At 41.8% G+C, this 15146-nt stretch carries 12 protein-coding genes; 5 read left to right on the top strand and 7 right to left on the bottom strand.

Features of this window, described 5'->3' with window-relative positions:
- Positions 1–6 precede the first annotated feature (6 nt).
- The gene (locus LY624_RS12935; protein WP_341803151.1) at positions 7–3060 is read right to left on the bottom strand and encodes a TonB-dependent receptor; all 3054 of its coding nucleotides are present in this window, start codon (positions 3058–3060) and stop codon (positions 7–9) included.
- A gap of 349 nt (positions 3061–3409) precedes the next feature.
- The gene (locus LY624_RS12930; protein ID WP_062569591.1) at positions 3410–4255 is read right to left on the bottom strand and encodes a MurR/RpiR family transcriptional regulator; all 846 of its coding nucleotides are present in this window, start codon (positions 4253–4255) and stop codon (positions 3410–3412) included.
- 327 nt (positions 4256–4582) lie between these two features.
- Here LY624_RS12930 and pbp4b point away from each other — a divergent pair, with 327 nt between their 5' ends.
- Complete coding sequence (gene pbp4b / locus LY624_RS12925; RefSeq protein WP_341803150.1) at positions 4583–7030, top strand: penicillin binding protein PBP4B; 2448 nt, start codon at positions 4583–4585, stop codon at positions 7028–7030.
- A 94-nt stretch (positions 7031–7124) separates the two neighbouring features.
- Positions 7125–8501, top strand: a complete 1377-nt coding sequence (locus LY624_RS12920; protein WP_341803149.1) for a Na+/H+ antiporter NhaC family protein — start codon at positions 7125–7127, stop codon at positions 8499–8501.
- A 151-nt stretch (positions 8502–8652) separates the two neighbouring features.
- On the opposite strand, the gene LY624_RS12915 is transcribed toward LY624_RS12920, so the two are convergent.
- The 4 genes from LY624_RS12915 to LY624_RS12900 all read right to left on the bottom strand — a co-directional run bounded on the left by LY624_RS12915 (position 8653) and on the right by LY624_RS12900 (position 11951).
- Positions 8653–9789: a PQQ-dependent sugar dehydrogenase gene (locus LY624_RS12915; protein ID WP_341803148.1), complete on the bottom strand. Its 1137-nt coding sequence runs from the start codon at positions 9787–9789 to the stop codon at positions 8653–8655.
- 367 nt (positions 9790–10156) lie between these two features.
- Positions 10157–10756, bottom strand: coding sequence for a hypothetical protein (locus tag LY624_RS12910; protein ID WP_341803147.1), 600 nt, complete (start codon positions 10754–10756; stop codon positions 10157–10159).
- On the bottom strand, positions 10746–11297 hold the full coding sequence (locus LY624_RS12905) for an RNA polymerase sigma factor (protein ID WP_341803146.1): 552 nt from the start codon (positions 11295–11297) through the stop codon (positions 10746–10748). Before LY624_RS12905 ends, LY624_RS12910 begins: the two co-directional genes overlap by 11 nt.
- Positions 11298–11303: 6 nt before the next feature.
- Positions 11304–11951, bottom strand: a complete 648-nt coding sequence (locus LY624_RS12900) for an energy transducer TonB (protein ID WP_341803145.1) — start codon at positions 11949–11951, stop codon at positions 11304–11306.
- Positions 11952–12069: 118 nt separating this feature from the next.
- On the opposite strand from LY624_RS12900, the gene LY624_RS12895 reads away from it, so the two are divergent.
- Together LY624_RS12895 and LY624_RS12890 are read left to right on the top strand one after the other, a co-directional pair.
- A complete protein-coding gene (locus LY624_RS12895) occupies positions 12070–12576 on the top strand; it encodes a DUF3087 domain-containing protein (protein ID WP_341803144.1) in 507 nt (168 codons plus the stop codon).
- A gap of 9 nt (positions 12577–12585) precedes the next feature.
- Positions 12586–13035, top strand: coding sequence for a low molecular weight protein-tyrosine-phosphatase (locus LY624_RS12890; RefSeq protein ID WP_341803143.1), 450 nt, complete (start codon positions 12586–12588; stop codon positions 13033–13035).
- 25 nt (positions 13036–13060) lie between these two features.
- Here LY624_RS12890 and LY624_RS12885 read toward each other — a convergent pair whose 3' ends face one another.
- Positions 13061–14134 carry an energy transducer TonB gene (locus tag LY624_RS12885; RefSeq protein WP_130150373.1) on the bottom strand — a complete coding sequence of 358 codons (1074 nt, stop codon included), beginning with the start codon at positions 14132–14134 and terminating at the stop codon, positions 13061–13063.
- Between the two features lie 338 nt (positions 14135–14472).
- Here LY624_RS12885 and LY624_RS12880 point away from each other — a divergent pair, with 338 nt between their 5' ends.
- A complete protein-coding gene (locus LY624_RS12880) occupies positions 14473–15099 on the top strand; it encodes a GTP cyclohydrolase II (protein ID WP_062569603.1) in 627 nt (208 codons plus the stop codon).
- Positions 15100–15146 lie beyond the last annotated feature (47 nt).

Below are 15146 nucleotides of genomic sequence, written 5' to 3'. Positions count from 1 at the left end.
ACTGGTTTAGAACTTAAAGTTAACTGATAACTGTAAGCTGCGAGGGTTATAGTAGCTGCGTGATTCACCGTAGTTTTCATCAATTACATATGGGTTTTTGTTATAGCCCGTTTGACGATTAAACACATTGAATAAGTCAGCACGCAATTGTAATTCCATATCACCTGAGAACTTAAAGTCTTGCGTGTAGTTCAAGTCAAGTTGCCAATGGCTTGCTGTTCTGCGAGAACCAGCAGGTTCTGCATAGCGGCTCACGTGGCTAGATGTTGAGGTTGACGAGTAGCCATATCGAGTACCATCCCAGTTCTCCCATGCACTACCAGATTGGAATACGAAATAAGCACCTAAGTTGGCTTCCCAAGGCAATGTGTAATAACCATACACTTTTAATAGATGTGGTTTATCGCCTGAGAGCTTACCGTAGCGGTTATCCCATGAATAACGGCCGCGACCATCACCATAGTACGACGAGCCAATAAAGTTGTTGGCATCGTTGGTTGTGGTGGTGTTGTCTTGGTCAAAGTTACCGTAGTAGTGGCTCCATACATAAGAGGCATTGATATAGGTATTTTCACCCATGTACTCAGCTTCAATGCTTGCTTCCCAGTACTTGGTTTCACCGCCATCAACCTCGGCGATTACATACGAAGAACCACCGATTTCATCGCGAATTGCATCTAGGTTATCAATATATAAACCTTTGTCTGCAATATGCTGTGGTACGCCGTCAGCATCAACGCCAGAGTAGTCTGTTAAGCGTGCTGTATTTGGCATATCTTCCCAAAAGTGCATACCTTTACGGTGACGTACGTGAGCACGTAATACTAAGTCTGAGCCAATATACTTGGTTGTACCCAATGTAAACTCGTTAATACGACGAGGTTTCATATCTTCTTGAAATGCTTTACCCGATGAACCACGGCGCGGAGATGCCGAAAGAATATTACCCGATTCATCTAAAAGCAGTTCGATTTCGGCGCGGGTATTACGGTCCCAAGATGCTGCCCGTGAAAGTGAGCTTGCTTCTGGGTTATAGATTGCAAAGTTGGCAAATATTGAGTCTTCACCTGAGTAGGTCCATGTTGCACCTAATCGCGGTTGCAGCATATCTTTCCAATCTGTTTGATACATTTCATATTTGTGGCCAGGAGCAACTTCGTAGCCAGAGATTGTGCCAGATTTCTTTTTCAAGCCTTGGCCATACCAAGTGTCTTGGCTAACAAGTAAACCTAAGTTATAGGTCCAATCCCCATGCTCAATGGTATCGTTAATTTCAAAGTTGAGGCTTCGCGTTTCTGAGTTAATCCCCGAAACTGTTGTGCCGCCATCGGTTGCTAAGCTCATTTGCTGTACATGGGCACGGTAAACCGCATCAGCAGGGTCAAAGCCTTCAGTATCGGCATCAGGATCAACTAAGCCACCAATGTATGCAATACGTCCCCAACCATTTGATAAGCGTGTAAGTTGCTCTTCACCTTCTTCCCACTTCGCACCAAAATGAAGTGTGTGATATGTATCGCCCCAATCAAATTCATGCTCTAGGTTTATTTCAAAAGAGTCACGATAGAAGTTTTGATTATCATAAGTTGCAAATGCACCTACACCGCCACTGCCTTTCATCACGCCATCTTCTAGATAACCATAGGTGTTGATGAGTGCTGAGGCTCCAGCGTTGTGTATCGCAATTTGCTCTTCGGTGAACCCGTCAGCGGGATCATAGTCTATTAAGCTAGGTACTGAAAAATAACCCATTTCCGTTAGATTATTGACATCAAGTTGGCCATTTAATGAAGGAACAACACTAAGCGGGTTATCAGGTTGTGAACCCGTTTCTAAATCAAATTTACTGTACTGGAATGATAGGGTGGTTGCTGAGCCTAAAATCCATGAACCATCTAGTGTAAAGATATCTTGATCAGCTTTATCACCTGCAGAGACGCTATCTGTTTCGTAAGCACCAATTGAGCGACCTTTAAGTGTTTTATCCGAGGTTCGTTGTGAAATATTAATTAAAATATCGTCGGTCGGTGCCCAAGTTAATTTACCAAAGTATTCATCACGAACACTTTCATAGTCTTTAACATCACCGTAGACCGTGCCTTTATTAGAGCGTGTTTCTTCAGGGCGATAATATGAGGTATAAAAATAGAGGGTATCTTCGATAAGTGGGCCGCCTAAACTTGCTGTTAGCCAGCTTTTATCCATCTCATAGCTTTCTTCTCCCACTGGCGTTGCAACAAAGCTTTTTGGCTGTGCTTTGTATTCGATGTTACCGTGGAATTCATCAGTACCAGACTTAGACACGGTATTAACAGAAAAACCACCAGAGCGGTTAAAACCAACCGCTTTCGCGCCACCGCGGTCCATGGTTACATAAGCAACATCATGGGTTGAAGGTTCAGACGCCAAGTTACCATACATAGGCAGCGATACATTTACCCCATCAAAACCATACGAATTGTCTACACCAGAGCCTCCTGCTGAGGGGCCTAATGTTGTATTTGCTGAAAGCTCTACCCCTGGCACAAGTTTTAATAAATCACGGTAATCTTGGCCTACAGGTACATTATTGATACCTTCTTGACCAAGTGAGTTTGTTAGTGCTGACTTACCTTGGCGATATAATTTACTACCGGTTACGGTGATAACTTCAACATTTTCGTCTGCGCCACCTAACGTAATATTGAGGCTAGATGTTTGCTCAAGCAAAACATCAACCGTCATGGTTTGTGAAACGCCGTTTTTGTCGGTGAAGGTTAGTTCATAAGTGCCAGGTTTTAACTGTGGTAAGTCGTAGCTGCCATCTTCACGTGTAGTAACGGTTCGTGCTTTAGGCATAACATTACTTTTCGCTGTAACTGTGATCCCTGCCAATGATTGTTGTGCCGCTGGTGTTGATACTTTACCTTTGATTCCGCCTGTTAGATTAGCTAAGGCTGGTGCGCTTGTTAATGCTGCGGCCATAATAACGCCTGTTAAGGCTGTTTTTTTTGTGCGAAGTGCATGGTTAGTCGCTTTTGCTATGTAGCTTAGCGCGAGAGAGGATGCATGTTGTTTCATTGTTTCCCGTCCTTATATTTATATGCTTTGGTGGACTACTTACCCAGTTGAGACATGAACTTTAAAATTATGTTGCCCACATATTAAACAGGTGTTATTAGTGTTGGTCAAGAATATTTTTTCATTTAAATGTTGTTTGTTGAGAATAAAATATATAAGTGGTTTTGGGTAAAAAACAGGCAGTTTGTAGACTGTGCAAAGGCACCATGCTGTTTGTGCATTCTGTAATTCATTCTCACAGGTAAGTTTGGGATTTGAAGTTATAAGGGGTGGGGAGAGTATTTAAAACAAAAATTATTAAAAAGCAGCCTAAGCTGCTTTGTTATTCAAATAAGCGTAAAAAACTAAATTAGTTATTCTTAAATTCGCCAACAACTTCGTTAGAATGTTCCAGCAATTTACGACCTTGGCGACTCGATTGTGTAAGGGCGATAAAAAGAATATCAATTACAAAGTCCTGAGCTGTTCGCGCTAAAATAGATGATAGGCGAACAGATTCTCCTTCAGCGACAGAGTAGAGTTTTACATCTGCTGAGTCGGCAACTAGGCTGCTACCAAACTTAGTTACTGAGATCACTGAGCTTGCGTTTTTCTTGGCCTGTTTAACTACTTCGGCAATTTCGCGGGTCATACCTGACTCACTAATAGCAATAACTAAGTCGCCCTTAGAAAAGGTGGCCACATAAGCAAGTTGTGCATGTCCATCTGGCTCAGCGATTGCTGGCATACCGAGCTTTTGTAATTTATATGAAAAGTCTTTTGCAACCAGTGCTGAACCACCCACGCCACAAATAAGAATGCGTTTTGCTGATTTTAATAGCTCGACAGCTTTTTCAATTGCAGCAGCTTCGTTAAGGTTTTTTGTTTCAGTTAAAACAGCAAGCTTACTGCTCAGTAATTTTTCAGCGATTTGCTCAAGCGAATCATTTAAAGTAATTTTGCCATGGAGTTTGGGTTCGCTACTTTCATCATTAAGGGCATCAATCACTGCAAGTTTAAAAGCAGGAAAACCTTTATAACCTAATTTTTGTGAAAACTTCACCACGCTTGATTGACTTACACCAACCACTTTAGCTAATTCAACCGATGACAAATTACGAATAGCGTTAGCCGAATTTAATGTGAAATCAGCCAGCTTAGCTTCGCTGCTCGATAAAGATTGGCGTAAGGCTTTAATTTTTACAAAAGTAGACATAGGGCTCACTTTGTTTATTTAACTTAGTCTTGCTTATTGCATGCTTCAAATATGAATACGGCACAATGGCTGTTTAACATGACGACTTATTTTTGTTTTAGCTGACTTAAGTTTGGAATATTTTTCTTAATTTAGATGGAATAATATAGTTTTATTCCATAATAGATACAACACTAATTATTGAGTGTACTCAATATTTACCATGAGAAAGATAAAATATGCTTTTTATTCCGGTTATGTGAAATAAAATATTTTACATGTTACATGGGTGTTGCTACTGTATTGCTGAGAATCGTCAACGCTTAAATCATCAGGTATGAATCGGTTATGAGTTTTATCCCTTTGAAAACATTACTTAAACAGCTGTGTTATCTTTGTAGTGCGGCATTATTAGTTAGCTGTGCTAGTAAGCAATATACCTATACGCAATCAGCCAACTACAGTCATCGGGTAAAGTTTTTAGTGATGCATTACACCGCCATTGATTACGAAAAATCGATGCGTGCGTTAGTCGATGAAGGAGGTCTAAGCTCTCATTATTTATTACCTGAGTCGGGCGATTCAAGTTACCCAAAAGACGATTTAGAAATTATTCAGCTCGTTGATGAAAAAGACCGAGCATGGCACGCAGGGCGTAGTTTTTGGCAAGGCAGAGAAGACTTAAACGATCACTCTATTGGTATTGAAATCGTTAACGTACCTACCTGTCACACACCTGAGCAAAGTAAACCAGCGATGCAAAATGATGCAAGTAAACTGTGTATCTACCCTGATTACGATGCCAAGCAAATTGAGTTACTTATCAAATTAAGTAAAGATATTCTTGCTCGAAACCCTGATATTGGCCCAACTCAAGTGATTGGTCATTCTGATATTGCCCCAAGCCGTAAGAACGACCCAGGTCCGCGCTTTCCTTGGTATCAACTTTATAAAGCGGGTATCGGTGCCTGGTACGACAGCGACACCGTTGATAAATATTGGCAGTTATTTAGTGCATCAAAACCTTCAACAGAGCTTGTGCAAAAAGCGCTGCGCAGCTACGGTTATGAGGTGATTGCAACAGGGCAGCTAGATTTTCAAACCCTAGATGCTTTGAGTGCCTTTCAAATGCACTTTTTACCTTGGCATGTAAGTGGTAATAATGATGCTAGAACTGCATCCGTCCTTTTTGCATTATTAGAAAAGTACTTCCCTAAAAAACTTGAGCGGTTATTTACAGAGTATCAGCAGCAACAGCAAACGGTTGAGCCAGAGCCAAAAACACTGGCTAATGCACAAGTGATAGCACGTATTCCTGCACTTGATCCGAGTAGTCGCGCGTTAGTAAACGACCGAGGCACATTTACAGCTTATAAAGGTCGTGGTGAAATAATTATTGAAAATCACGATGCGATTAGCGCAGACATTTATATTAATGGTGAAAAAATTAATATTGCCTCGCCACTTACCGCAGAGCAAACCTACCAATACAGCTTGTATAAACGTACTCATGATGGCATTAACACTTATAAAGTAGAAAATGTATTGCCTGAAGGAGCAAGCTTAACATTACGTTTCCCTTACCCTGCGCTCGATAAAAATGCTACTCAAAAGCGTTTTAACGCCGTTGATGAATTAATTAATCAAGAAATTAAAGAGGGCTTCCCAGGGGCTGTGCTTGCAATTGTTAAAGATGGCAAACTGATTAAATTAAGCCATTATGGCGCAGCTAAAAAGTACCATGCTGATGGCAGTGAGCTTAAAACCCCACAAGCCATGCAAAACGATACTTTGTTTGATATTGCCTCGAACTCAAAAATGTTTGCCACTAATTTTGCGCTGATGAAACTTGCCAGCGAAGGTAAACTCGACGTAGAAAAACCGCTGTTTTATTACCTACCAGAATTTAGGGGCAGCGGTCGCGAGCAGCGTTTAGTGAAAGACTTACTTACCCACAGCGCTGGTTACCCCGCTGTGGTTGATTTTCACCGTAAAGACAATAAATTTGGTGAACGCTTTTTTTCACAGAATAGCCTGCGTACCAAAAACCTACTATTAACCGGTGTCCCCTTTGTGGCGGGTCGTAACGTAAAGCACTTATATTCTGATATCGATTATATGTTGCTAGGTGTGCTGGTTGAGCGTATCAGCGGTATGCCCCTAGATGCTTATGTTGAAAGCCAAATTTATCAGCCACTTGGTTTAACGCACACGGTTTATAACCCATTACAAAAAGGCTTTTTAGCCTCGCAAATTGCCGCCACTGAAATAAATGGTAACACTCGCGGTGGGCGTATTGAATTTGAAAATATTCGTACCGATGTACTGCAAGGTGAAGTACATGATGAAAAAGCGTTTTATGCCTTAGGTGGCGTAGCAGGACATGCGGGGCTTTTTAGTACCGCAGGAGATTTATCTGTATTAATGCAAGTTTTGCTAAACGGCGGTGGCTACGATAATAAACAATTATTTACCCCACAAGTGCTTGCGCAGTTCACTCAGCCGCAAGCGAGTGATGAAACGTATGGCTTAGGGTGGCGAAGAGCAGGACACCAAGCGCGTAAATGGCATTTTGGCCCTTATGCGAGCCCCCGCGCCTTTGGTCATACAGGTTGGACTGGCACAGTAACTGTGATTGATCCCGAATATGACCTAGCAATTGTACTTTTAACCAATGCACGGCATACACCCATTGAAGGCTCACCAGAAAATTACGAATTTGTCGGAAAGCGCTTCGAAACAGGCAAGTATGGCTCCATTATCTCACTGATTTATGAGAGTATATTAAATCACTAGTCGATTTAAGTTGAGTTTAGCGGTAAAGCCATTAAGCTTAGCGGGTTTTAGCATAATAAAAATAAAATATTGATCTTAATTTAAAAGGGTTTTTATGTCTTGGTATTCAATTTTACCACCCTTGATTGCTATCTTAATTGTGTTTTGGCGCAAAGAAGTGATCATGGCGTTATTGGTCGCGGTTGCGTCGTCTGAGTTTTTACTTGCTCTGAATGGTGAAGGTAATACCTTGTTTTTCACCTTTATTAACACCATTGAGCGGGTTATTGAAGTTGCCAGTTCCCCAGGTAATAGCCGTATTCTTATTTTTAGTATTTTAATTGGTGCTTTACTTGCCTACATTCGTGAATCGGGTGGTGTGGCTGCAACGGTTAATTTATTAATGAATAAGGGCGTGGCAAAAAGTAAGCGCCAAGTGGGTTACTTAACCATGTTCTCGGGGATTGCGGTATTTATTGAATCGAACTTAAGTGTTTTAACCTCGGGTATTTTGTCTCGTGGCTTATTCGATAAATTTAAAATGAGTCGAGCGCGTCTTGCCTACATTATTGATAGTACCAGCGCACCTGTGTGTATCTTAATTTTACTCAATGGCTGGGGCGCATATGTGCTTGGTCTGCTGAGTAATTACGAAATGGAAGAGTCTGCGGTATCTGTACTATGGGGCAGCATTGGTTATAACTTCTACGCTATTATCGCGTTACTTATCGTGTTTTATACGATTACTTTCGACAAAGTACATGGCCCTTTAAAGCAAGCAGAAGAGAATTTTGAGCAGCAAGAAACTGAGCTTGCAGAAGAAGTAAAAGGCTCTAAAGCCCGTTACATGCTTATTCCACTTATTACCTTAATTGGTAGCATGGTTGGCTTTATGTTCTGGACTGGCGATGGCGATATTGCCAGTGGTAGTGGTTCTAAATCAGTGTTGTATGCCACTATTTTCGCTTGTGTTGTGGCGTACTTTTTAATGATTAGTTCTCGTGAATTTACTCACCATAAACTTGTTGATATTGGCTTTAAAGGCATGGGTGAGTTACTGCCATTAGTGTCGATTGTATTGCTATCGCTCACTTTAGGTGCAAGCTTGAAAGATTTAGGTACAGGTGTATTTGTGGCTGGGCTAGTAGGTGATTTTTTACCTATTTACTTGGTTGTGCCAGTGCTGTTTTTAACCGGTGCGGTAATTTCATTTACCACAGGTACTTCATGGGGCACATTCGCGATTCTGATTCCAATTGGTGTACCGCTCATTCAAGCTTTGGGTTTACCACCTTCATTAGTGATTGCGGCTATTTTAGGTGGCGGTGTGTTTGGCGATCACTGCTCGCCAATTTCAGATACCAGCGCGGTATCGGCCATTGCATCAGGGTGTGATTTATTAACTCACGTGAAAACCCAAATGCCGTATGCTTTATTCGGCGGTGCGTTAACCTTCATCGCTTATCTAGTAACGAGTATTATTGTTTTATAATTAATAGCTCGAAGTTAATCGCTGTAAGCTATACGTAAAAACCACAGACTTTCTCTGTGGTTTTTTATTGCTTGTATATTGCAAAAAACCATCGCGCGAAATAAATTTCACGCCTACAATACTCGATAGCCCGCACGTTCAAATCTTACAGTTATATCTTAGGTACAACCTTATAAACACCCACACCATCAACACCAAGATATAAATCACCATTTGGATGGGTGGCAAGGCTGCGTACACGACCTACACTTTCAAATACCTTGCTGTGGCCTGTTACTTTGTCACCATCAAGCTTTACCAAAACGAGGTGGCCAAATTTCATCGAACCCACGGCAATGTGACCTTGCCACTGTGGGTATTTATCGCTAGTGATAAATTCCATACCAGAAGGGGCAATTGAAGGCACCCAATACCAATCAGGCTGCTCCATTCCTGCGCGGCTGGTTTCGTCGGTAATTGTTGTGCCAATGTAGTTGATCCCATAAGTGATCTCAGGCCAACCATAGTTTGCACCCGCTTTAACTATGTTAATTTCATCGCCGCCACGAGGGCCATGTTCATGGCTCCATATAACCCCCGTTTCAGGATGCATAGCCATACCTTGAGGGTTACGGTGTCCATATGAATAAATGCTTTTATGAGTCGTTTTATGGTTATAAAACGGGTTTGATTTAGGGATAGAGCCATCGCTATTGATACGGTGAATTTTACCCGCATCATAGTCTAGGCTTTGTGGGGGAACGTCTCTTTTGCCGCGGTCGCCAATAGAGAAGTACAGGTAACCGTCTTTGTCGAATTCAATACGCGAACCATAGTGTTTCGTTGTTTTAATATTTGGCTCGCCATCAAACAGCAGTTGCTGGTCAACAAGTGCCATATCTTTAAAGCGGGCGCGCATAATCGAGGTATTGTAACCTTCACCATCGCCTTCATAACCCGAGTACGAGAAGTAAATCCAACCATTGTCGGCAAAGTTCGGATCAAGCTCTATATCTAATAAGCCCCCTTGGCCTTCATCATGCACTTTAGGTGTTCCTTTAACTGCTTGCTCAACGAGTTTGCCATCACGAATTAATCTAAGCTCGCCACGCCTATCAGTGACAAGTAAGTCACGCTCGTTAAGCCAAGCCATACCCCAAGGAATTTGAATTCCTTCGCTTACTAATTCTAGTTTGTAGTTATTCGCGCTGGCATCCAGAGGAATCTTTTGCTCCGGCTGAGCACAGGCTTGCAAGCTCGATAAGCTAATCGAGGCAATGATTAAACTGTTAAACAAAGACCTTTTCATAGTAACTCCATATTTTAAAACACGATGTTATTAGCCTAGCTGGTTCAGCATTAAATTGTTATTAACATTAGAACAATGTGCGATTATTGGTAGGAAAAGCGAGGTAAAGAGTGGGGTATTAGCCGTCAGCCGTTTGATCTGACCCCGATTAAGTAGAGATGGGGTTTAATTAACTTGTTGGGTTTCACTCCGTTTTACCCAACGTCACGTAGGTCGTCATTTATGGCGACAAATTATCTTTTCATTAACGGGCTAAAGCCCGACCTACAAGAGTATGGATTGAGGCCATCGCGTGAAAAAAATTTCACGCCTACGCGGGGTAAACCCGCTGCTACCTATAAGCTCGCAATTTTACTCTTTTAACTCGCTAAATCGTACAATTTTTCGCCTCATGAGTCAGCTGTTTAAGTGCGATGATTTGGCCTTGTTTGTTTTGGTCTAGGGCGAGTAGGTCTCCTTGGTGAATATGAGTATCTAGGGTGCCGTGTTTTTGTAGCTCTTCAAGGAGTGACTGCTTTATTTGTACTATGACATTTTGCTCGCAGTCGGCGATATACCAGTCGTTATCAACACTAACGAGACGGCCGGTGAAGCTGCTACGGGCTTGGTGATTGGCTAATGCTTGTTGGTAGTTCGCATCTAGGTTTTGTTTTTGCTGTTTAAGATTACTCACATAGCTGCCTTTGGCGTCGAGTTCGTGTACCTCAAGCCATTGGTAATCTGATAAATCTACTGCATAAACATCGGTTAACTCGCGGTTGTTGTATTGCAGCATGACAAAACCAAGAATCGCTAAAGCAGCAAAAACACCGGTCAATTGTAAGCCTAAAAAGCGCTGTGGCCTTGGCGTTGCTGACTGTGGTTTTTGCATGTCTGAAAGCTCGTCGCTGCTTAAGGTGTGCTCTGCCTTACGTTTTTGAAAATGTGCTTTTAAATCAGCATCGAGTTGCTCGTCGTTACGCTTCATAATGGCCTCCTAGTTGTTGTTTCAGGTTTTGACGGGCATATCGTAGTCGAGTTTTAATGGTCTCTGGGTTACTTTGTGTGATAGCAACAATATCTTCGAGACTAAAGCCTTCTTGCTGTAAGGTCAGCGCTTCTCGCTGTGCAAAGCTAAGTGCCATGAGTGCTTTATCAAAGGCTTCGTAGTCGTAGTGATAACTTGCATCCTGCGCTTCAGCAAATAGTTGATTGTCTTCTAATTCAACGAACTTTTGCTGCTTACGAAATTCATCAATTAACAAATTACGTGCTAACCGAAATAGCCATGCTTTTGGGTTGTTTTGAGCAGTGTAAAAGTCACGTTTATCAATGACTTTTAACCAGGTTTGCTGGCATATATCAAGGGCAAGATCTTTATCACTTTGTGTGACTAGGTAGTGAAAAAGATCGTTCCCGTATTGAGCAACGAGTTGGTTAAGGTAACGGTTGTCGCCCGTTTTGGCGTACTGAGCCAAACAATCTGTGTTTGGTTTGTCAAATAACCATGTCTTGATGCTCATTAGCATAGGCAGTTATCCATCTATTTTAAAATCAAGTTGAACGCTTTGGTTTGTTTGTAATTGTGCCACACCTTCAACAACTTTAGGGCGATATTTCCAACGTTTAATCGCGCGAATTGCTTCGCGGTCAAATACCCGTTTTGGCTCAGCATCAATAATAACAGGGTCAATCACTTCGCCCGTTGGTGAAATGCTAAAGCTAATTTGCACCCAGCCTTCAATACCATCGCGGGCTGCGACCGGCGGATATTTAGGGTTTATACGCACGATAGGCGTTGCATCTCCCGTTGGTTGATTAATGGTTTTACTAAGTGTGTCGCCAATGCCATCAAAGGTCATTGTTGGTGTTGCATCGGCAATGACCATTGTATCTGGGGTTTCAGCCGCAGGGCGTGGTGGCGCTTTTGGCGGCATTTTAGCAACTGGCGGTGGCGGCAGTGTTTGTTTTACTTGTACTTTTGAGTCTTCAGGTACTTCATAAATTTCAACCGTGATATCTGGACCTAGCTCTACATCGGCTCTTTGCTCAGCAGAAATTAAGTACTGCATGAAGGCAAATGCTGCAAAGGTCATTACACCGCCGCCAATAATTGCTGCGGTTGTCTTTAAAGCAGCATTGCTGTTATTCAAGCTTGCTGAGTTTAGTGGTAAAGTATGCATAGCCGTTCCTCTTTGGATAATTGCTTTCATAGCTAAAACGGCTGGCAAATAAAAAAGGGGTGAAATTTTTTTCACTTTTTATTTCTTCACTAATTTTAGTGTGACTTTTTAGGTTGTTATGAAACTTATTCAAATAGATAAAGCCCGTTACCGTAAACATTTAAACCACGTGATTATTGCCTGCGTAATTGGTTTAGCCGTTGGCAGTTTAGCCATTTCACAAGCGCTAATTGCGTTATTCCCTGACCCAAGCGGTAGCCATTTTCATTGGAACTTATTAGGTGTTGTTGTGTGTAGTGTGCTGGTGGGCTTTGTGCTTAATAAGTACCGCAACCATGATTACATGACTGAAATTGTTTATGTGTGGGAGCTTAAAAAAGCCCTTAATAAAATCACCCGCAAAATGCCAAAGTTAAAAGCAGCAGGGCGTGAGGGCAATGCCGATGCTTTGTTAGCCATTCATTATAGCTATGCGGGGTCGCGTTTGTTATGGCAGCTTGATGACAACACCATTACCATGGATGAGTTAGCAATTAAGCAGGCTGAGCTTGATAGTGTGGCAGATAAATACAATCTCTCGCTTGATGCAGAATGTTATGATGAGTCAATCTTAAAGCAATTTTAAGGGTGCGTAATGAAAAAGGTGTTGATTGTTTGTTTAGGTAATATTTGCCGCTCACCTACTGCTGAGGCGGTTCTTCGTAGCCGTGCAAAGGCACTGGGTGTTAATGTTAAAGTTGACTCTGCTGGCACCATTGGTTATCACCAAGGCAACCCTCCAGATTCACGCTCAAAAGCAGCAGCCGAAAAGCGTGGCTATAGTTTTAAAGGCATATATTCACGACCTGTCACTCACGCTGATTTTCATGAATTTGATTTAATTCTTGCGGCTGATAAGCAAAACCTTGCTGATTTACAAGCCCAGTGCCCTGAGCACCTGCAATATAAGCTGTCGTTGTTTTTAAGTCATGGTGATGCAGGGGAGAGCGAGATCCCAGATCCCTATTACGGTGGCGATCAAGGTTTTGAAAAGGTACTCGATTTAATTGAAGACGCAGCAGATAACTTGCTTAATAAGTTATGATAGGGTCGCACTGCGACCCTGTTGTTTATTTGTTGATTTTAAAGTCTAATTGCACCTTAGAAATCGCTGCAACGGCTTGGCCGTTTTCAAATTTAGGGGCATAACGCCATTGTTCTACAGCCCTTTTGGCTTCTGTCTCAAAAGCGCCTCCGCCTTTAGATTCAATAACCGTTATTTTATCAACAAAGCCTGATGGGGTTACTTCAAATTCCATGACAACACTGCCGCTTTGGCCTCGCTGCGCTTTTATCAATGGGTATTTAGGATTAACACGGTACAGGGGTTCTTGTTCTTGGCTGTCTTTCCATGGCACCATTTTGGCAATGGCAACACAATGCTTAGTGGCTTCTTCTCGTTTGCCCACTTTTTCGTAAAGATGTACAAGTTTAGAGTGAGCATCCAGCTCTGCTTTATGATCAAAACTCAGTGCTTCATCAAAAACAGTGACGACATGGGTCAAACGCTCTATCGCTTGCTCGTAGTTCTTTTTATGCTCTGCAAACGCGGCAACTAAAAAGTCAGCTTCAATGCGCTCAACAGAGTTTTCAGGGATATTATTTCTATAATATTCGTCGGCTTCCTCTAGGTAAGCTTTTGCTGTGAAGTAACGACCACCACTTGGTTTGTAAGCGAGGATACGCGCTGCTTTGAGTTTGCTATCAGCAACTAGTTTGTGATCTTTTTTTATTGTGGCGATTTCAATCGCGTCTTCAAGGTAGTCAAAAGCAAGTCTTGGCGATTTGGTTGAATGAGCTAAACCAAATAATGAGTCGTAAACCTCGTTGCTCAGCTTCCCATGATTTTTTGCTAAAATATCGTAAGCATATTTGAATAGCTCAAAGCGCTCCTGTTGCTTGTTTTCAGGTAGGGTATTGGCATAGTTGATTGCTAAATTCGCTGTATTTTCAGCATTTTCACCATATACCTTTTGACCAAGCGTATAGGCTTTTTTAGCAAGCTCAGTGGCGTCTTCATGTTTCTCTATAGCGGCTAAGTAAGCACGATAAGTGTTATTAAATTCTGAGTTTATATCTTGGCTTGCCAAAGAGGGTTGGCTTAATAGCAAGGTAGCACATAATGCGAGAGACATTTTTTTCATAATAATCCTTATTATTATTTTCCTGTAGGTGCGTGAATAAGATGATTGAAGTTGAGTAAATGAGAATGAATCTTATCCTCGATGATGGTAGCAAACAGCGTGAGCGTTGTCACTTGTTTAGAAACTTTCAAACTAAAAGTTGCATGCCTGTATTTCAATTTTAGCCGCAATACACAGTGCAAAGCTCGTATCTTTAAGTGCTTTGAGTGTATAATACTTGAATTGCTGGTAACTGCCTCAATATTAGTTATCACTCGTCGTATGTTGCATTCTTACAACCTTCAAGCTGTTGTAATCACATTTGCAGTATCGCATTTATTTTTTAATTTGGATTTGTCGTGGCGCAAGTAAGAGCAAGAGTCCAGCTAAATGTTGGCAAAAACAGTGATATTCCTGCAGAAATCGTATCTTTTAGTGGCTTAAATGATGGCCAAGAGCATGTTGCTTTAGTGTTTAATCAAGCCGACACCGAGCAAGACGTACCCTTAATTCGTATGCATTCAGAGTGTTTGACTGGCGATGTATTTCATTCGTCACGTTGTGATTGTGGTGAGCAGTTAAATGAATGCATTGAAATGATGCACGAGCAAGGTGGTATTTTACTGTATTTACGCCAAGAAGGCCGTGGCATTGGCTTATACAACAAGATTGATGCTTACGTATTGCAGTCGCAAGGTATGAATACGTACGAAGCGAACAACCACTTGGGTTTTGCTGATGATTTGCGTGACTTTTCAGACGCCGTATTAATGCTCGAAGCACTTAATCAAAAGCATGTTAAGTTAATGACAAATAACCCGAATAAGCTTAAAGCACTGCGTGACGCTGGCATTGAGGTTGATTCAGTAGTTGGTACGCATGCACACATTAAAGCAGGTGTAGTGGGTAACCGTGCTTACCTTGAAACGAAAATCAAACATGGCTCGCACATGCTTGATATTAAGAAAATTAAAAAGCCTGAATAAATTTCACAACAGGTGACTATAAACCCGTGGCGCACCCAGTTATACTC

Source organism: Pseudoalteromonas sp. N1230-9 (assembly GCF_032716425.1).
Classification (GTDB): Bacteria; Pseudomonadota; Gammaproteobacteria; order Enterobacterales; family Alteromonadaceae; genus Pseudoalteromonas.
Note: the sequence above shows the minus strand (reverse complement) of the source record. Positions and strands in the feature narration are given on the sequence as shown.

Coding starts and splice junctions, on each gene's coding strand:
- LY624_RS12935 (WP_341803151.1), bottom strand. CDS start 3,060: ATGAAACAACATGCATCCTCTCTCGCGCTAAGCTACATAGCAAAAGCG.
- LY624_RS12930 (WP_062569591.1), bottom strand. CDS start 4,255: ATGTCTACTTTTGTAAAAATTAAAGCCTTACGCCAATCTTTATCGAGC.
- pbp4b (WP_341803150.1), top strand. CDS start 4,583: ATGAGTTTTATCCCTTTGAAAACATTACTTAAACAGCTGTGTTATCTT.
- LY624_RS12920 (WP_341803149.1), top strand. CDS start 7,125: ATGTCTTGGTATTCAATTTTACCACCCTTGATTGCTATCTTAATTGTG.
- LY624_RS12915 (WP_341803148.1), bottom strand. CDS start 9,789: ATGAAAAGGTCTTTGTTTAACAGTTTAATCATTGCCTCGATTAGCTTA.
- LY624_RS12910 (WP_341803147.1), bottom strand. CDS start 10,756: ATGAAGCGTAACGACGAGCAACTCGATGCTGATTTAAAAGCACATTTT.
- LY624_RS12905 (WP_341803146.1), bottom strand. CDS start 11,297: ATGCTAATGAGCATCAAGACATGGTTATTTGACAAACCAAACACAGAT.
- LY624_RS12900 (WP_341803145.1), bottom strand. CDS start 11,951: ATGCATACTTTACCACTAAACTCAGCAAGCTTGAATAACAGCAATGCT.
- LY624_RS12895 (WP_341803144.1), top strand. CDS start 12,070: ATGAAACTTATTCAAATAGATAAAGCCCGTTACCGTAAACATTTAAAC.
- LY624_RS12890 (WP_341803143.1), top strand. CDS start 12,586: ATGAAAAAGGTGTTGATTGTTTGTTTAGGTAATATTTGCCGCTCACCT.
- LY624_RS12885 (WP_130150373.1), bottom strand. CDS start 14,134: ATGAAAAAAATGTCTCTCGCATTATGTGCTACCTTGCTATTAAGCCAA.